Annotated in this window: 16 protein-coding genes; 3 read left to right on the forward strand and 13 right to left on the reverse strand. The window is 73.4% G+C overall.

Annotated elements, in window-relative coordinates; translation table 11 throughout:
* The 7 genes from pheT to infC all read right to left on the reverse strand — a co-directional run.
* Positions 1 to 2,295 (reverse strand): phenylalanine--tRNA ligase subunit beta (gene pheT / locus ABZY33_RS26620; RefSeq protein ID WP_356494208.1); only part of this gene is annotated, 2,295 nt, incomplete at its 3' end.
* Positions 2,295 to 3,422, reverse strand: a complete 1,128-nt coding sequence (gene pheS, locus ABZY33_RS26625; protein WP_356494209.1) for a phenylalanine--tRNA ligase subunit alpha — start codon at positions 3,420 to 3,422, stop codon at positions 2,295 to 2,297. The genes pheS and pheT, both read right to left, overlap by 1 nt.
* Positions 3,423 to 3,550: 128 nt before the next feature.
* Positions 3,551 to 4,639: an ATP-binding protein gene (locus tag ABZY33_RS26630; protein WP_356494210.1), complete on the reverse strand. Its 1,089-nt coding sequence runs from the start codon at positions 4,637 to 4,639 to the stop codon at positions 3,551 to 3,553.
* Positions 4,640 to 4,787: 148 nt separating this feature from the next.
* Positions 4,788 to 5,618, reverse strand: coding sequence for an RNA methyltransferase (locus ABZY33_RS26635; RefSeq protein WP_356494211.1), 831 nt, complete (start codon positions 5,616 to 5,618; stop codon positions 4,788 to 4,790).
* A gap of 170 nt (positions 5,619 to 5,788) precedes the next feature.
* On the reverse strand, positions 5,789 to 6,175 hold the full coding sequence (gene rplT / locus ABZY33_RS26640; protein WP_356494212.1) for a 50S ribosomal protein L20: 387 nt from the start codon (positions 6,173 to 6,175) through the stop codon (positions 5,789 to 5,791).
* A 100-nt stretch (positions 6,176 to 6,275) separates the two neighbouring features.
* Positions 6,276 to 6,470, reverse strand: coding sequence for a 50S ribosomal protein L35 (rpmI, locus tag ABZY33_RS26645; RefSeq protein WP_007829094.1), 195 nt, complete (start codon positions 6,468 to 6,470; stop codon positions 6,276 to 6,278).
* Between the two features lie 122 nt (positions 6,471 to 6,592).
* The gene (gene infC, locus ABZY33_RS26650) at positions 6,593 to 7,276 is read right to left on the reverse strand and encodes a translation initiation factor IF-3 (RefSeq protein WP_356494252.1); all 684 of its coding nucleotides are present in this window, start codon (positions 7,274 to 7,276) and stop codon (positions 6,593 to 6,595) included.
* 390 nt (positions 7,277 to 7,666) lie between these two features.
* On the opposite strand from infC, the gene ABZY33_RS26655 reads away from it, so the two are divergent.
* Positions 7,667 to 8,056, forward strand: a complete 390-nt coding sequence (locus ABZY33_RS26655) for a DUF1844 domain-containing protein (RefSeq protein ID WP_356494213.1) — start codon at positions 7,667 to 7,669, stop codon at positions 8,054 to 8,056.
* On the opposite strand, the gene ABZY33_RS26660 is transcribed toward ABZY33_RS26655, so the two are convergent.
* Positions 8,053 to 8,790, reverse strand: a complete 738-nt coding sequence (locus tag ABZY33_RS26660) for an SseB family protein (protein WP_356494214.1) — start codon at positions 8,788 to 8,790, stop codon at positions 8,053 to 8,055. The two genes, ABZY33_RS26655 and ABZY33_RS26660, sit on opposite strands and share 4 nt — an antisense overlap.
* Before the next feature lie 96 nt (positions 8,791 to 8,886).
* Here ABZY33_RS26660 and ABZY33_RS26665 point away from each other — a divergent pair, with 96 nt between their 5' ends.
* Positions 8,887 to 9,834 carry a serine hydrolase gene (locus tag ABZY33_RS26665; RefSeq protein ID WP_356494215.1) on the forward strand — a complete coding sequence of 316 codons (948 nt, stop codon included), beginning with the start codon at positions 8,887 to 8,889 and terminating at the stop codon, positions 9,832 to 9,834.
* Here the strand turns inward: ABZY33_RS26665 and mycP are convergent.
* Both mycP and ABZY33_RS26675 read right to left on the reverse strand, forming a co-directional pair.
* The gene (gene mycP, locus ABZY33_RS26670) at positions 9,818 to 10,978 is read right to left on the reverse strand and encodes a type VII secretion-associated serine protease mycosin (RefSeq protein ID WP_356494216.1); all 1,161 of its coding nucleotides are present in this window, start codon (positions 10,976 to 10,978) and stop codon (positions 9,818 to 9,820) included. The genes ABZY33_RS26665 and mycP overlap by 17 nt on opposite strands.
* Complete coding sequence (locus tag ABZY33_RS26675) at positions 10,975 to 11,796, reverse strand: hypothetical protein (protein WP_356494217.1); 822 nt, start codon at positions 11,794 to 11,796, stop codon at positions 10,975 to 10,977. Before ABZY33_RS26675 ends, mycP begins: the two co-directional genes overlap by 4 nt.
* 652 nt (positions 11,797 to 12,448) lie before the next feature.
* Here ABZY33_RS26675 and ABZY33_RS26680 point away from each other — a divergent pair.
* Positions 12,449 to 13,651, forward strand: coding sequence for an amino acid deaminase/aldolase (locus ABZY33_RS26680; RefSeq protein ID WP_356494218.1), 1,203 nt, complete (start codon positions 12,449 to 12,451; stop codon positions 13,649 to 13,651).
* Between the two features lie 34 nt (positions 13,652 to 13,685).
* On the opposite strand, the gene ABZY33_RS26685 is transcribed toward ABZY33_RS26680, so the two are convergent.
* Genes ABZY33_RS26685 through ABZY33_RS26695 form a run of 3 tightly spaced genes read right to left on the reverse strand, consistent with a single transcriptional unit; the run spans position 13,686 to position 17,174 of the window.
* Complete coding sequence (locus tag ABZY33_RS26685) at positions 13,686 to 14,969, reverse strand: haloacid dehalogenase-like hydrolase (RefSeq protein WP_356494219.1); 1,284 nt, start codon at positions 14,967 to 14,969, stop codon at positions 13,686 to 13,688.
* Between the two features lie 43 nt (positions 14,970 to 15,012).
* Positions 15,013 to 15,807, reverse strand: a complete 795-nt coding sequence (locus ABZY33_RS26690) for a 3-oxoacyl-ACP reductase (RefSeq protein WP_356494220.1) — start codon at positions 15,805 to 15,807, stop codon at positions 15,013 to 15,015.
* Positions 15,804 to 17,174 (reverse strand): aldehyde dehydrogenase family protein, encoded by a 1,371-nt coding sequence (locus ABZY33_RS26695; RefSeq protein WP_356494221.1) that lies wholly within the window; start codon positions 17,172 to 17,174, stop codon positions 15,804 to 15,806. The genes ABZY33_RS26690 and ABZY33_RS26695 overlap by 4 nt, the downstream gene beginning before the upstream one ends.
* Positions 17,175 to 17,180: the final 6 nt, after the last annotated feature.

The following is a 17,180-nucleotide window of genomic DNA, read 5'->3' on the forward strand; positions in this document are numbered from 1 at the left end:
GGCTGCTGCACCGGCTCGACCGAACCCAGGTCCGGACAGGTCCCCACCACCACCTCCGCACCCGCCGTACGCAACCGCCGCACCGCCGACGAGAGCACCGGCGCTCGCCCGCTCGACGAGGTCGAGGTCGAGCTCCATGGCGCTGGTGCGGGCCGGCAGGTGGAAGGCCTTGACGACGCGCGGGTGCAGCTCACCGGCGTGGCCGACGAGCGTCCTGACCCCGTCGATCACGACGTACAGCGCGGCGCACCGGCCGGGGTGCCAGGGCCCGTACTGGCCCTGCTCGACGGTGAGGTCGGTGCCCGCCTCGTGGGCGACGGCGCGCGCCGCCTCGACGGCGTCGGCCCAGGTCGCCGGGGTGCCCTTGCCCCACCAGCCGGTCTGTCCTCGGGCGCCGGCCAGGACGACCGCGGCGTGCCGGGGCTGGTCCGGGAGGACGGCCGTCAGCTCCGCGACCTCCTCGGCGGTGGGCCGCCGGTCGACGGGCAGCCGCGTGGCGGTGCCCGGCTCGCCCCGCGGGTGGAAGACCAGGCCGGTCTCGAAGAGGGCGAGGTCGTGGCTGCCGCGCCCGTCGTTGCGGCGCACCGCCGCGAGCAGCCCCGGCAGCAGCGTCGTACGGAGGGCGGGCTCCTCGTCGGAGAGCGGGTTGACGAGGGTGACGACGCGGCGCTTCGGGTCGTCCTTCTCCAGGCCCAGCTGGTCGAAGACGCCCTCGCCGATGAACGGGTAGTTCAGCGCCTCGACATAGCCGGCGCCGGCCAGCGCGCGGCCGACCCGGCGGTGCGTGCGCTGCCGCTCGGTCAGCCCGAGGCCCGCGGGGGGCCTGGGCAGCGTGGAGGGCAGGTTCTCGTACCCCTCCAGGCGGATGACCTCTTCGGCCAGGTCGTTCGGGTCGGTCAGGTCGGGGCGCCAGGACGGCACGGTGACCGCGAGGACATCCTGTCCGTAGACGTCGCAGCCGACCTCCTGGAGGCGGCGCACGACGGTCTCGCGGCCGTAGTGGACGCCCGCGACCTGGTCCGGGTGGTCGGCCGGGACGGTGATGGTGCGCGGGGCGCCGGGCGCGATGACCTCGGTGACGCCCTGCTCGGCGGTGCCGCCGGCGAGCAGCACCAGCAGGTCGACGACGCGCTGCGCCGCGGCGGCCGTGGCCTGCGGGTCGGTGCCGCGCTCGAAGCGCTTGGCGGCCTCCGAGGAGAGCTTGTGGCGGCGCGAGGAGCGGGCGATGGTGCGGGCGTCGAAGTGCGCGGCCTCGATGACGACGTCCGTGGTCCCGGCCGATTCCGCGTGGTCCGCGATCTCGGTGTCGGCGCCGCCCATCACGCCGGCGAGGCCGATGGGGCCGCGCTCGTCGGTGATGACGAGGTCCTCGGCGTCGAGCGTGCGCTCGGTGCCGTCGAGGGTCGTGAGCTTCTCGCCGGACAGGGCGCGGCGCACCCCGATCGCGCCCTGGACCAGGGACCGGTCGTAGGCGTGCAGCGGCTGGCCGAGCTCGAGCATCACGTAGTTCGTGACGTCGACGGCGAGCGAGATCGGGCGCATCCCGGCCTTCTGCAGCCGGCGCCGCAGCCAGATCGGCGAGCGGGCCTCGGGGCTGAGCCCGGTGACCGTGCGGGCCGTGAAGCGGTCGCAGCCCATCGGGTCGGAGACCTGCACGGGGTAGCCGTGCGCGTTCGGTGCGGGCACGTCCAGGAGGGCCGGGTCGCGCAGCGGCAGGCCGTACGCGGTGGCGGTCTCGCGGGCGATGCCGCGCATCGACAGGCAGTAGCCGCGGTCGGGCGTGACGGCGATGTCGAGCACCTCGTCGACGAGCTGGAGCAGCTCGATGGCGTCGGTGCCCACCTCGTGCTCCGGTGGCAGCACGATGATGCCGTGCGTGCCGTCGTCGCCCATGCCCAGCTCGTCGGTGGAGCAGATCATGCCGTGCGAGGTCTTGCCGTACGTCTTGCGCGCGGCGATCGCGAAGCCGCCGGGCAGCACGGCGCCGGGCAGCACGACGACGACCTTGTCGCCGACCTGGAAGTTCCGGGCGCCGCAGACGATCTCCTGCGGCTCGCCCGTGCCGTTGGCGGCGCCGACGTCGACGGTGCAGAACCGGATCGGCTTCTTGAAGCCCTCCAGCTCCTCGATGGTCAGCACCTGGCCCACCACGAGGGGGCCCTTGAGGTCGGCGCCGAGCTGCTCGACGGTCTCGACCTCCAGGCCGACGCCGACCAGCTTGGCCTGCACGTCGCGGCCGGTCTCGGTGACGGGGAGGTCGACGTACTCCCGCAGCCAGGAAAGCGGGACCCGCATCAGATCTCCATCCCGAACGGCCGGGTGAAACGGACGTCACCCTCGACCATGTCTCGCATGTCTTCGACGTTGTGGCGGAACATCAGCATCCGTTCGATGCCGAACCCGAAGGCGAAGCCGCTGTACTTCTCGGGGTCGACGCCGCACGCGGTCAGCACGCGCGGGTTGACCATGCCGCAGCCGCCCAGCTCGATCCAGCCCTCGCTGCCGCAGGTGCGGCAGGGCCGGTCCGGATTGCCGACGGACTCGCCGCGGCACACGTAGCAGACCATGTCCATCTCGGCGGACGGCTCGGTGAACGGGAAGTACGCGGGCCGCAGCCGGGTCTTCATGTCGTCGCCGAAGAGCGCCTGGACCATGTGGTCGAGGGTGCCCTTCAGGTCGGCCATGGTGAGGCCCTCGTCCACGGCGATCAGCTCGATCTGGTGGAAGACGGGGGTGTGCGTGGCGTCCAGCTCGTCGGTGCGGTACACGCGGCCGGGGCAGACGATGTAGACGGGCAGCTCGCGCTCGAGCAGCGAGCGCGCCTGCACCGGGGAGGTGTGGGTGCGCAGCACGACACCGCTCTCGTCGCCCGTGGTGCCCTGCGGGCCCTGGACGAAAAAGGTGTCCTGCATCTGCCGCGCCGGGTGGTCCGGCGTGAAGTTCAGGGCGTCGAAGTTGAACCACTCCGCCTCGACCTCGGGGCCCTCCGCGATCTCGTACCCCATCGAGACGAAGACGTCCGCGACGCGCTCCATCATCGTGGTGAGCGGGTGGCGGGCGCCGGCCGGGGTGCGGTCGTAAGGCAGCGTGACGTCCACGGCCTCCTCGACCAGGACGCGCGCGTCGCGCTCGGCCTCCAGCTCGGCCTGGCGGGCGGCGAGGCCGCGGCCGACCGCGGCGCGGGCCTGACCGACGAGCTTGCCGGCCGCGGCCTTGGCCTGCGGCGGCAGCGCGCCGATCTCGCGGTTGGCGAGCGACAGCGGCGACGTGCCGCCGGTGTGCGCGACCTTGGCCTCCTGAAGCGCCTCGAGCGAGTCCGCAGCGGCGAAGGCGGCGAGCGCCTCGCCTTGCACGCGCTCGATCTCTTCCGGTTTCAGTGCCTCGACCTCGACAGGGTCGTACGACTTGTTCGGTGCCGACATCTCTTCCCGTACTTCCGATTGGCTGGCGGATGGCCCCGTCCATGACTCGTCCGGACGTGGAGACGCAAGGTGCCAAAGGACGAGTCTAACGGTGGTGACGTGTGCGAACGCGCCCGTGGGGCCGGTGCTCAGGCGTTGAGGTACGCCGGGGCCGCCACGGGCAGCGTAAATCGGAAGCGGGCGCCGCCACCGGGCGCCCGCCCGACGGTGATGGTGCCGCCGTGGGCCTCGACGATGCCCTTGACGATGTAGAGGCCGAGCCCGGTGCCGCCGCGCTTGCTGCCCCGCCAGAAGCGGGTGAAGACGCGGTTCATGGACTCCTCCGGGATGCCGGGGCCCTCGTCGCTGACGGTGACCGAGGTGGATTCCCTGGCTGTCGTGGCGGGCTCGACGTCAATGGTGACGGTTCCCTCGCCGTGGCGCACCGCGTTTTCCAGCAGGTTGCTCAGTACCTGGTCGACCTTGTCCGGGTCGGCCCACAGGTCGGGCAGCGGCTGCTCCACGCGGAGCAGGAACCGCTCGGCGGACTGGCCGGCGGCGACGTGGGCCTGGATGTGCCGGGAGACGGCGGCGCCGAGGTCGACGGGCTGGCGGCGCAGTTCGAGGCGGCCGGAGTCGATCCGCGAGATGTCGAGCAGCTCGGCGATGAGCCGCGTCACCCGGTTCGCGTCGGCGTCGACGGTCTCCAGCATCAGCCGCTTCTGCTCGTCGGTGAACCGCTCCCACTTGGCGAGCAGGGTCGCGGTGAACCCCTTGACCGAGGTGAGCGGCGAGCGCAGTTCGTGGGCGACGATGGCGATCAGCTCGGCGTGGCTGCGCTCGGTGCGGCGGCGGGCCTCCGTGTCGCGGAGCGAGACGATGACGCGGCGCACGGGGCCGGTGGGGTGGGCGCGCACGTACCGCGCGGTGACCAGGACCTCCCGGCCGCCCGGCAGCAGCAGGTTCCGCTCGGGCTGTCCCTTGCGGGTGGCGAGGCCGCCGTAGGGGTCGGTCAGCTGCCACCAGCGGCGGCCTTCGAGGTCCTCCAGGGGCAGCGCGCGCTCCAGCGGCGCCCCGAGGGCGCGGGCGGCGGGGACGGCGGTGATGCGCTCGGCGGCGCGGTTGAAGCCGACGACGTGGCCGCTCTCGTCGGCGACGACGAGTCCGTCGGGCAGGTCGTCGGGGTGCAGGCCCGCTCCGGCGGGACCGGGCGCGGCCGCCCCCGGGGGGGTGCTCATCCCGTCAGTCCTGCTGGTGCGGACCGTCATCTCCCCGTACCCCACCTCTCGAGACGGCACAGTGGGCCCCGAGTGCGCCACCCTACTAGCCGCGGGTGACTGACGACCAGTCACCAGGGACCCCGCCGGAGCGTGCGCCCCGGAGCGTTCAGCGGCGGCATCCGCCGGGGGCGCGCTGGGCGCGCGCGGAGGCGTACAGGCAGACGGCGGCGGCCGTCGCGAGGTTGAGGCTCTCGGCCTTGCCGTGGATGGGCACGCGCACGACGGCGTCGGCGAGGGCCCGGGTCTCCTCGGGCAGCCCCCACGCCTCGTTGCCGAAGACCCAGGCGGTCGGGGTGCCCATGGTGCCCTTGTCCAGCTCGTCGTCGAGGTCGTCGGCCCCGGCCCCGTCGGCGGCGAGGATGCGCACGCCGGCCTCCTTCAGCCGGGCGACGGCCTGCTCGACGGGGACGCCCACCGCGACCGGCAGGTGGAACAGGGAGCCGACCGAGGCGCGGACGGCCTTGGGGTTGTACAGGTCGACGGAGGCGTCGGTGAGCACCACGGCCTCGGCGCCCGCGGCGTCGGCGCAGCGCAGCACCGTGCCGGCGTTGCCGGGGTCGCGGACGTGCGCGAGGACGGCGACGAGCTTCGGCCGGGCCGCGAGGATCTCCTCGAACGGTGTGTCCAGGAACCGGCAGACGCCCACGAGGCCCTGCGGGGTCACCGTCGTGGAGATGTCGGCGATGACGTCCTCGTCGGCGAGGTGCACCCGGGCCTCGACGCCGCGGGCCGCGGCGACGATGTCGGCGTACCGCTCGGCGGCCTCGACCGTGGCGAACATCTCGACCAGCGACCCGTGCGCCGCGGCTTCCCGCACGGCCTGCGGCCCCTCGGCGAGGAACAGCCTCTCCTTGCCCCGGAAGTTCCGCCTGGCCAGCCGCCGGGCGGCGGAGACCCGGGACGACTTGGCGGAGATCAGCTCAGGAGCGGCAACCATAGGAACTCACCTGGGGACAGAGCGCCCCCGAAGGGGCGCGGGGAACTGCGCGACCAGCCACGACCGGACTGCGCACGGCGGACGACAGACGACGGCAGACGGGGTGCCGAACGCGTCGGACCCGCAGGCCGGCTGACCTGCGGGTCCGATTACACCGGCTCAGCGGAGCGTCAGGCCGCGGCCTTGGGCGCGTTGACGTCCGACGGCAGCGCCTTCTGCGCGACCTCGACCAGCGCCGCGAACGCGTTCGCGTCGTTGACGGCCAGCTCCGCGAGGATCTTGCGGTCCACCTCGATGTTGGCGGCCTTCAGACCCTGGATGAGGCGGTTGTACGTCATGCCGTTCTGGCGGGCAGCGGCGTTGATGCGCTGGATCCACAGCTGACGGAAGTCGCCCTTGCGCTTCTTGCGGTCGTTGTAGTTGTAGACCAGGGAGTGGGTGACCTGCTCCTTGGCCTTGCGGTACAGACGCGAACGCTGACCGCGGTAGCCGCTGGCCTGCTCGAGGATCGCCCGACGCTTCTTGTGCGCGTTGACTGCGCGCTTGACGCGTGCCACTTGTTAACTCCTTGTAGCGGGGCCGGGGTGGGACTCACCCGGCCCGAATTCGAATAGGTCCCGGTCTAGCCGACGTGCGCGGCGCGCAGGCGCCGGTACGTCACTTGCCGAGAAGCTTCTTGATCTTCTTGGCGTCGCCCGGAGCCATCTCGGCGTTGCCGGTGAGGCGGCGCGTCAGCCGCGACGACTTGTGCTCGAGCAGGTGGCGCTTGCCGGCGCGCTCACGGAGCACCTTGCCGGAGCCGGTGACCTTGAAGCGCTTGCTGGCACCGCTGTGCGACTTGTTCTTCGGCATAGCGCCGTTCTCTCCTCGTCAGTGGCGTCCCTGCCGGTTCGTGCCGTGGGCTCGAACCGGCCGTGGTGGAACGTCAGTTGTGTCAGTGGGTATCCGGGGCGCACAGGCTGTACGCCGCCGGATCATGCCTCGGCAGGAGCCTCGGCGGGGGTCTCGGCGGACGCCTCGGCCGGAGCCTGGGCGTCATCCTCGGAAGCCTGGTCCTCGGCGACGTTCTGCGACTTGCCGGGGTTGGCCTTCGCGTCGGCCTTGCGGGCGGCCTGCGCCTCGCGGGCCTCGGCCATGGCCTCGGTCTTCTTCTTGTGCGGCCCGAGAACCATGATCATGTTTCGGCCGTCCTGCTTCGGGTTCGACTCGATGAACCCGAGGTCTTCGACGTCGTTCGCGAGCCGCTGCAGCAGTCGGTAGCCGAGCTCCGGCCGGGACTGCTCGCGACCACGGAACATGATCGTGATCTTGACCTTGTCGCCCTGCTTGAGGAACCGGACGACGTGACCCTTCTTGGTGTCATAGTCGTGCGGGTCGATCTTCGGCCGGAGCTTCATCTCCTTGATGACCGTGTGCGCCTGGTTCTTGCGCGCCTCACGGGCCTTCATGGCCGACTCGTACTTGAACTTCCCGTAGTCCATGAGCTTGCAGACGGGCGGGCGGGCGGTCGCCGCCACCTCGACGAGGTCGAGGTCGTACTCCTGAGCAAGCTCAAGGGCCTTGGCAAGCGGAACAATCCCGACCTGCTCGCCGCTGGGACCGACAAGTCGCACTTCGGGAACGCGAATCCGGTCGTTGATGCGGGGCTCGGCGCTGATGGATCCTCCTCGGTTAGCACCACACGACGGCCTGGCGGACCGCCGCGTATTTTCTGATGACTACCAACCGTGCCGGAACAGAAAAAATGCCCCGGACGGTACACGCGCGGGGCCCCGAAGAATTACCGGAGCACCGCCACGGTGGACCGCGGGGCGCAAGCTCGGACGGTTCCATCGTCCGTACGGAACGATGGGGACCGTCTGACCGGTGACCCGCCGCCCGTGAAGGCGGTCAGGTGGGAGAATCGGAGCCTCCACTTGTGGGCCGGTCACTCAGGTCGTGGACGTGGGTGTCCGGCCGGTCGTCACACAAGGTTAGCAGCATTTGGGGGGTGCGCCCAACCGGGTGCGCGGACGGGGTCCGCGCACGGGCGGCATATCGTGGGACACATGAGTGACGCCACCCCCGAAGCCCCTTCCGCCGCCTCCGCCGCCGCCCCGGCCGGCCCCGACTACGACGCGCTGACCCGCGACATCGCCGAGGTGCCCGCCGTCGAGGTCATCGTGACGGTGGCGGTGAACCTGATGAGCGCCGCCGCGGTGAAGCTGGGCCTGACCGAGGAGGGCGACGCCCACAAGGACCTCGACGAGGCCCGCAAGCTGATCCACGCCCTGGCCGGGCTGCTCGACGGCAGTGCCACCGAGATCAGCTCCTTCCACGCGGCGCCGCTGCGCGACGGCCTGAAGTCGCTGCAGCTGGCCTTCCGCGAGGCGTCCCTCGTGCCGGACGAGCCGGGCCAGGGCCCGGGCGAGAAGTACACGGGGGCCGTGTACGGCTAAACGCTTTCCCGTACGTAGAGGGGCTCGCCGGGTGGCGTGGCCTCGGCCGGCAGGAGTGCCAGGTCGAGGCCGCGTACCAGGCGGGCCCGCAGTGTTTCGTCGGCGGTGATGCGCCCGGCCACGGCCCGCGCGGTGGTCGCCGGGTCCGCGCCGGGGGCCAGGACCAGGGCGAGGACGCCGTCCGCGGAGCCGGGACCCAGGTGGGCCCGGGCCACCGCGGGCTCCGCGGCGACGGCGGCGCGGACCGCGGCGGTGACCGCCGGGTCGGCCAGCGGGTCGGCCGTGGTGCGGCCCTCGGCCACGGCGTAGAGCGCGGCGCCCGTCAGCTCGTACGGGACCGGGCCCGCGAGGTCCAGGACGACGGTGTCCGCCTTCTCGTGGGCGGCGGCCTGGAGCGCCTGGTGGAGCGGGACGGCGACCGGGCGGGCCGCGGGGTCCCAGCGGGCCAGGGAGTCCGTGGAGGTGAAGGCGGGCAGCGCGGTGCGGCCGCCCGCCTTGAGCGTCGGGACCGCCATGTCGCTGCTCTTCTCGCGGCGCAGCCCGTTCTCGTCCTCTTCCACCTCGCCCAGTACGGCGACGACGGGGACCAGCAGGCGGGCGCCCTTCAGCGCCTCCAGGACGGGGCCGTGGTCCGTGCGGTCCTGTTCCCAGGCGGCCAGGGCCGCGGCCAGGCGCGGGTCCGCGGTGCCGTCGTCATCGGAGAAGCCGGGGTCGGGAATGTTCTTGTTCGCCACGTCCACCGACCCTACCGAGCGGCTGGGGCCGGGTTCTCAGCGGACCCAGAGGTGCGCCTCATGGTCCCCACAGGACCGCGCCGCACCCTCGGTCCCATGGCTCACCGCAACCGGTGGCGGGCACGGCCCGGTCGCCGCCGCACCCTCGTCCACGTGGCCGTCGCGTCGGCGGTGCTCCGCTCCGCCACCGCCGGCACTACGGTCTACGTGAGGACGCAGGCGCACGGCGCGACCGCCCTCGTGTCGAAGGTCGCCACCGCCGAGGAGGGCTCCGTGTCGCCGTCTCCCACTCCTTCTCCCGCTGCCTCGGCCGCCGTGGACCGCGACAGCGCGCTCGCCGCCGCGGTGCGCGCCGCGGCCGCCGGACACGACGGGCCGGTCTCGGTGGCCGTGCTCGACGTGGCCGCCGGGACGAGTGCGGTCTACGCCTCCGGCGACGGGACGTACGACACCGCGAGCGTGGTCAAGGTCGACGTGCTGTGCGCCCTGCTGCTGCGGGCGCAGGACGAGGGCCGGGCCCTGACCGCCCAGGAAAGGACGTACGCCACCGCGATGATCGAACGCAGTGACAACGCGGCGGCGACCGCCCTGTGGGACGTCATCGGCGGCGCGGACGGCCTGGACGCGGCGAACGAGCGGCTCGGGCTGACGCAGACCCGTGGCGGGAACGGGCCCTTCTGGGGCCTCACGCAGACCACGGCCGCCGACCAGCTCCTCCTGCTCCGGCAGGTGTTCGGCGTCGGGGACTCGGCACTGGGCGCGGCGTCGCGGGCGTACGTACAAGAGCTGATGGGGAACGTCGTGGCCGATCAGGCGTGGGGCGTCTCCGCGGCGGGCTCGGGCGGCCGCGAGCTGAAGAACGGATGGCTGCGGCGGAGCACCACCGAGCTGTGGGACATCAACAGCGTCGGGCGCATCGACGTGGCCGGCAGCCGGTATCTGGTGGCCGTCCTCTCCGCGGGGAACCCCGCCGAGGACGGCGGGATCGCGCTGGTGGAGGGCGTGGCGAAGGCCGCGGTGCGGGCGCTCAGCGACGCCGGCTGAGCCGGCGGCCGCGCCACAGGTGGACGGCCGCCCCGAGGAGCAGCGCGCCCAGGACGTACGCGACCGGGGCGACCCAGCCGGCCGGGCCGTCGTCGTCGGGGTCGTCCGGTCCCGCGCCGAAGTACTTCTCGCCGTACGCCGCCGAGGTCAGGCCCCGCGGTTCCAGCCGCCCGCCCGCCTGGATCGCGGCGGCCGGGTCGACCGTGCCGAAGCCGCGCGAGTCGTCGCGGCCGCCGCTCGGCGGGTCCTGCGCGGTGTCCTCCATCAGCTGCTTGATCTGCGACGGCTTCAGGCCCGGGTGCGCGGCGCGGACCAGGGCGACGGCGCCGGAGACGAACGCGGAGGCGGCGCTGGTGCCCCACGCCGAGTAGTACTTGCGGTCGGGGTCGGCGGTGACGATGCCGCGGCCGGGGGCGGCGACGGTGGCGTACCAGCGGCGGGTGGAGAAGTCCGCGCGGTGGCCCGCCGCGTCGACGGCGGTGGCCGCGATGACGCCCGGGTAGGCCGCCGGGTAGGAGATGTGGTCGCCCTTCTTGCCGCCGTTGCCCGCGGAGGCGACGACGCAGACGCCCTTCTTCAGCGCGTACTGGACGGCTTCGTCCTCGCCCGACTCGGCGTGGGCGGTCGGCGAGTCGTCGCCGAGGGAGAGGTTGATGACGTCGGCGCCGTGGTCGGCGGCCCAGCGGATGCCGTCGGCCAGCGCGTCGCCCCGGCTCTCGCGGGCCTTGGCGCGGGACGGGTCGCCGTCCTCCAGGATCACGCGCACGGGCAGGATCTTCGCCTGCGGGGCGATGCCGATGACGCCGTCGCCGCCTGACGCGCCGTGCCCGTGGCCCGCGATGATGCCCGCTATGGCGGTGCCGTGCCGGGCCCAGGAGTCGTCGCCGCGCCCGGCGCCGAACCCTATGAGGTCCTTGCCCGCGAGGACGTTGCCCGCGAGGTCGGGGTGCTGGTCGTCGACGCCGGTGTCCAGAACGGCGACCGTGACGCCCTTGCCCTGTGTGGTCCGCCACGCCTCCTGGGTATGCATCGCCGCCAGGCCCCACTGCTGGGCGCGGACCGAGTCGGCGTGCGCGGCGGCGGCCGGCAGCACGGCGAGGGCCGCGGCGCCGGTGAGGGCGGCGAGGCGGTGGCGGCGGTTCATGACGGCTGCTCCGTGGACTTCTGGACGGCCTTGCGCAGGCCGCGTTCGACCCGGTCGGCGATGCCCTGGGCCTCGTGGCCGAGGCCGGCCTGGGCGGGGGCGGTGGTGGCGCCCGCCTTCATCGCCTCGGCGGCGGGCTGGGGCTCGGCGACGGTGCGGCCGTCGGCGAAGCCGGAGACGGCGTAGACGACGACCGGGGCGTCGGTCAGGACGTTGAGCGACCAGGACGCGCGCTGGGCGTCGCCGAAGTGCGCCGCGTCGGTGCCGGGGACGGCGTACGGGCGGGGTACGAGGTCGGCGCGGCGGTCCAGGCCCTCCTCGGTGAAGCGGGTGCGCAGCGCCTGGGACGCCTCGGCGTCGGCGCCGGTGAACAGCAGGCCGACGGTGGTGACGTTGCTCTGGGTGGCGTCGGTGTAGGTGGCCCGGAGCAGGCGCAGGCAGCCGGCCGGGCGCAGCGCCTTGTACAGCAGCGGGTCGAAGGCCTTCCGGCAGCCGCTGTCGGGGGCCACGCCGATCCGGGTCCAGGTGCGGTCGGCGCCGCCGGGGCCGGCTCCCTCGCCGTTCAGGGTGCGGGGGAAGAGCTGGTCGACCGGGATGGCGTGCCACAGGCCGGCGGCGTCGCGGTAGGCGCTCTGCGCGGTCACGGCGGCGTCGGTGCCGCCGCCGGTGAGCAGGGTGCCGGTGGCGGCGCCGCCGATCAGGCCGAGACCGAGCACGAGGCAGGCGGCCGCGGCGGCCGCGCGCGGGGGCAGGCGGGTGCCGACGGGGCGCAGCCGGGTGGTGCGGTCGTCGTAGTGCTCGGGGCGGGCGAACCGCACGAAGGGCCTGCCGGCCGTGGCGGGGGTGGGGGTCAGGTCGACGGTGCCTATGGGTCTGCGGGGGGGTTGGGGGGTGTGGGGGGCGCGGGTGGGGGGTGGCGGAGTCGGGGGTACGGGGCGTAGGCGGGTGGTGGTTTCGTTGAGGTGCGCCTCGGCGCCGTGGGGGGAGGGGGTGGTGGTCGCGGGTGCCGGTGGGGTGTGGTTGCTCGCGCCGTTCCCCGCGCCCCCTGGCGGGGTCCACTCCGGTGGGAGAGGGAGCGCGCGGGTCGACGGGGTGCGGTTGCCCGCGCCGTTCCCCGCGGCCCCTGGCGGGGGCGACATCGGTGGGAGGGGGGTCGCGCGGGGTGTCTGTGCGGGGGGCGGAGGGGTGTCCGGGAAGCGGGCCGAGGGGGGTGGTGGGGGTGGCGTCGCGGGCATGGGGGGTGTCGTCGCCGGGAGGGGGGCCCGCGGCGGGGTCGCCGGGGGCGGGGGCGTCGAGGGACGCGGCGGGACACGTCGGGCTTCCGTGCTCATGCCTCCCCGTTTCCTCAGCCTGCGTGCGCGTCACTCTAACGGGCCTGTCCCTGGACCGGGTCCGGCAGTCCACGGCCTCGGCCGATCTGCCCGGAACGTCCCTCTACCCTGCGGTAATCGCGTCTGGCAGGCTTCGGTCATGACACCGCGCGCCGCGGACCGCGCCCGCTTCGACCGGGCCACCGCTTCTCTCGACGCCCCGCTCGCCCTGGTCGACCTGGACGCCTTCGACGCCAACGCCGACGACCTCGTACGCCGTGCCGCCGGGAAGCCGATCCGGGTGGCCAGCAAATCCGTGCGCTGCCGGGCGCTGCTCGAACGGGTGCTGGCCCGGGACGGGTTCGCCGGGATCATGTCGTTCACGCTGGCGGAGTCCGTCTGGCTGGCGCGGTCCGGGTTCGAGGACGTGCTGCTCGCGTACCCGTCCGCGGACCGGTCCGGTTTCGCGGAGCTGGCGCACGACGCCAAGCTGGCGGGCGCGGTGACCGTGATGGTCGACGACGTGGCGCAGCTGCGGCTGATCGACGACGCCCGGGACGGCGGCGGCGAGGAGATCCGTGTCTGTCTGGAGCTCGACACGTCGTGGCGGCCGCTGGGCGGCCGGGTGCGGGTCGGCGCGCTGCGCTCGCCACTGCGCACCCCGGCCCAACTCGCCGAGCTGGCCCGGACCGTGGCCCGCCGGCCGGGGTTCCGGCTCGTGGGCATCATGGCGTACGAGGGTCATGTGGCCGGGGTGGGGGACGCGCTGACGGGGCGTCCGGTGCGGTCGCGGGCGATCCGGCTGATGCAGGCGGCGGCGCGCAAGGAGCTGGCCGCCCGGCGCCGCGAGGTGGTGCGGGCCGTACGGGCGGTGGCGCCGGAGCTGGAGTTCGTGAACGGCGGCGGCACCGGGAGTGTGCAGCACACCGCCGCCGAGGACGCGGTGACGGAGATCGCCGCCGGTTCGGGCCTGTACGTGCCGCGGCTCTTCGACAACTACACGTCGTTCACCGGCCGTCCGGCCGCGCTCTTCGCCCAGCCGGTGGTGCGCAGGCCGGGGGTGGGCGTGGTGACGGTGCTCGGCGGCGGCTACCCGGCGTCGGGCGCCGCCGGCGCGGACCGGCTTCCGGTGCCGTACCTGCCGGAGGGGCTGCGCTACGACGCCCAGGAGGGGCCGGGCGAGGTGCAGACGCCGCTGCTGGGGGCGGCCGCCGACGACCTGCTCATCGGCGACAAGGTGTGGTTCCGGCACGCGAAGGCCGGTGAACTGTGCGAGCGCTTCGAGGTGCTGCACCTGGTGGCGGGCGACACGGTGACCGCGACCGTGCCCACGTACCGGGGTGAGGGGTACACGTTCCTGTGATCCCTCGCGGGCGTGGGCACGGGCTTCCGCGGGCTCAGTACACCGTGTCGGTCTGGTCGGGCACGACCGAACGGTCACCGCGCAGCACCGGTCCGAAGCCGCCCTCGGGGAGGTTGTAGGCGGCCGTGGAGCACGGGTACGTGCCGTTCTTGCGCGGCAGCGGCTCGATGAACATCGGGTTGACGACCCAGCGTCCGTCGGCGTCGTCGTAGGCGCGGCACATGATCTCGTTCTTGTTCCGGTTGAGCACGAGGTGGGCGCCGGTCGCGTCGCCGACGAACGTCACGTCCGTGTCGGCGTCCCCGCCGCCGAGCGCGATGCGCTTGCCGGGGCGCTGCTGCTTCCAGGCCTGCTTCCCCTTGATGTGGAAGATGTCCTGGTTGATCCAGCAGCGCTTGCCGTCGATGTAGGGGATGGCCTCGCCCTGGTTGCGGGGAACGCCGCCGCAGCCTTCGTTGTACGTGGTGATGCGGCCCTTGCGGTCGAGCACGGAGCGGATCGCGACGGTGTGGGCGCGGTCGATGCCGACGCCGCGCGACCAGACCTCGGTCACCGGCTCGGAGCCGGCCGACACGATGTAGACGTCGAAGCCGGCCCGCTGGAGCGTACGGATCAGATCGCGCTGCTGCGCGTAGTAGCGGACGTAGCCGGGGATGGTGTGCGTGCCCAGCTTCTGGGTGGCGCCGACCGGGGCGGCGAGGGCCTCCTTGCGGGCGGCGGCGGCGTACGACTCCAGTTCGGGGACGGTGTGCCCGGCGAACAGCTGCGGCACCCAGGCGTACTGGGGCACGGTGCGGCGGTGGTTCCACTCGCCCGCGAACGCGGCGGCGCCGCTCATCGTCTTGCCGGACTCACGGATGTTGAAGATCTCGTCCGTGCAGTCGGTGTCCTTGGAGGTGGGCAGCGGTCTGCCGGCGGGGACGCGGGTGCCGCAGGCCGCGGTGAGCGCCTTGTCGGCATCGTCCGTCAGCCACTTGCTGGTCTTCTTCCAGCTCGCGGGGCGCAGAATCTTGTCGTGCCGCAGCGACCAGGCGATGGTCGCGTCGGTGACGTCGTTCTTGGTGACGGTGTTGTCCCAGTCGAACGCGGCGACGGGGCGGGGTCCGCGGTGGCCCGCGCAACTGCCCCGTTCGTCGATCATCTGCTGGAGGTGGGCGCGGTTGTCGCCGTACCACGGCAGCTTGTGCGACAGCTGCGGGCAGGCGCGGGGCGCGGGGGTGGACGCGGACGTGGCGGCGGCCGCAGGGGAGACGAGAGCCGCGGCCACCAGGGTGGTGACCACGGCCGAAGTCCACGCGGCAACATGACTGTTACGCATGTGAGTGGACCGTACACGCGTGGGCGGCCCGCCCACAGGGTTCCTACAGGGGTGTCACGTACGCGCCGGAGATACCGCCGTCGACCAGGAAGTCGGTGGCGTTGACGAACGCGGCGTCGTCGCTGGCGAGGAAGGCGACCGCGGCCGCGATCTCGTCGGCCTCGGCGAACCGGCCGGCCGGGATGTGCACGAGGCGGCGGGCCGCCCGCTCGGGGTCCTTGGCGAAGAGTTCCCGGAGCAGCGGGGTGTCGACCGGGCCGGGGCACAGGGCGTTCACCCGGATGCCCTCCCGTGCGAACTGCACGCCCAGCTCCCGGGACATGGCGAGGACGCCGCCCTTGGAGGCGGTGTAGGAGATCTGCGACGTCGCCGCGCCCATCCGCGCCACGAAGGAGGCGGTGTTGATGATGGAGCCCTTGCCCTGGCGCCGCATGTACGGGAGCGCGGCCTTGCAGCACAGGTACACGGAGGTGAGGTTCACTTCCTGGACGCGCTTCCAGGCGTCGAGGCCCGTGTCCAGGATGGAGTCGTCGTCCGGCGGCGAGATGCCCGCGTTGTTGAAGGCGATGTCGACCGAGCCGTACGTGTCGTGGGCGGTCCGGAAGAGCGCTTCGACCTGGCCGGCGTCGGTGACGTCGACCTGGACGAAGGTCCCGTCGACCTCCTCGGCCGCCTGCGCGCCCGTCACCTCGTCGATGTCGCCGCACACCACGCGGGCGCCCTCGGCCGCCAGGCGGCGCGCGGTGGCGCGGCCGATGCCGCTGCCGGCGCCGGTGATGACGGCGGTGCGGCCGACGAGGCGGCGGCAGATGTTCTCCTGCGGCGGTGAGTCGGTCACGGTGCGGAGCCCTCCGTGCTGATGAAGACGGTCTTGGTCTCGGTGAAGGCGGTCAGGGCGTCGGGGCCGAGTTCGCGGCCGAGCCCGGACTGCTTGTAGCCGCCGAACGGGGTCCAGTAGCGCACGGCGGAGTGCGAGTTGACGGAGAGATTGCCGGCGCGGACGGCGCCGGACACCCGCAGGGCACGGCCGAGGTCCCGGGTCCAGACCGAGCCGGCGAGGCCGTACGGGGTGGCGTTGGCGAGGCGGACGGCGTCCTGCTCGTCGGTGAACGGCAGCAGGACCGCGACGGGCCCGAAGATCTCCTCGGTGGCCGCGGCGGAGTCGGCCGCCTCCCCGGTGAGCACGGTCGGCGGGAACCAGAACCCCGGCCCGGTGGGCGCGGTGCCCCGGATGCCGGGGGCGGCCGGTGGCACCAGCCCCTGGACGCGCTCCAGCTGTCTGCGCGAGATCAACGGGCCCATCTGCGTCTTCTCGTCCAGCGGATCACCGACGACGACGGCGCCGAGCGCGTCCGTGAGCAGCGCCGCGCACTCCTCGTGGACGGAGCGCTGGACGAGGATGCGGGTGCGGGCGCAGCAGTCCTGGCCGGAGTTGTCGAGGAAGGAGAACGGGTCGAGGGCGCGGGGCAGATCGGCGTCGGCGAAGACGATGCTGGGGCTCTTGCCGCCGAGTTCGAGGGTGACCGGGGTGACGCGCGCGGCGCACCGCTCCATGACCTCGCGGCCGGTGCGGGTCGAGCCGGTGAAGACGATCTTCGCGACGTCCGGGTGGTCGACGAGGGCGCGGCCCGCGACGCTCCCCTCCCCGGGCACGACCTGGAAGAGGCCCTCGGGCAGCCCGGCCTCCAGGGCGAGTTCGGCGAGGCGCAGCGCGGTCAGCGGAGTCGTCTCGGCCGGCTTGAGGACGACGGCGTTGCCGGCGGCGAGCGCGGGGGCCGTGCCCCAGGCGGCGATCGGCATCGGGAAGTTCCAGGGGGCGATCACGCCGACGACGCCGAGCGGTTCGTGGAAGGTGACGCTGAAGCCACCGGGGGCGGGGAGCTGCGCCCCGTTGAGGCGTTCGGCGCCGCCGGCGGCGTACAGCAGCAGGTCGCGGACGTTGCCCGCCTCCCAGCGCGCGGCGGCGATGAGGTGTCCGGCCTCGCGCACCTCCAGGCGGGCCAGTTCTTCGAGATGCCCGTCGACGGTGTCGGCGAAGCAGCGCAGCAGCCGGGCCCGGTCGGCCGGGGCGACGGCCGCCCAGCCGCGCTGGGCGCGGGCGGCGCGCCGGACGGCGGCGTCGATGTCCTCGGCGGTGGCGGCGGGCACGGTGGCGACGATCTCTTCGGTCGCCGGGTTCAGCACGTCGAGCGGTGTCCGGGTCAACGGCGG

It is taken from the genome of Streptomyces sp. NPDC006552, from assembly GCF_040611655.1.
Taxonomy (GTDB): Bacteria; Actinomycetota; Actinomycetes; order Streptomycetales; family Streptomycetaceae; genus Streptomyces.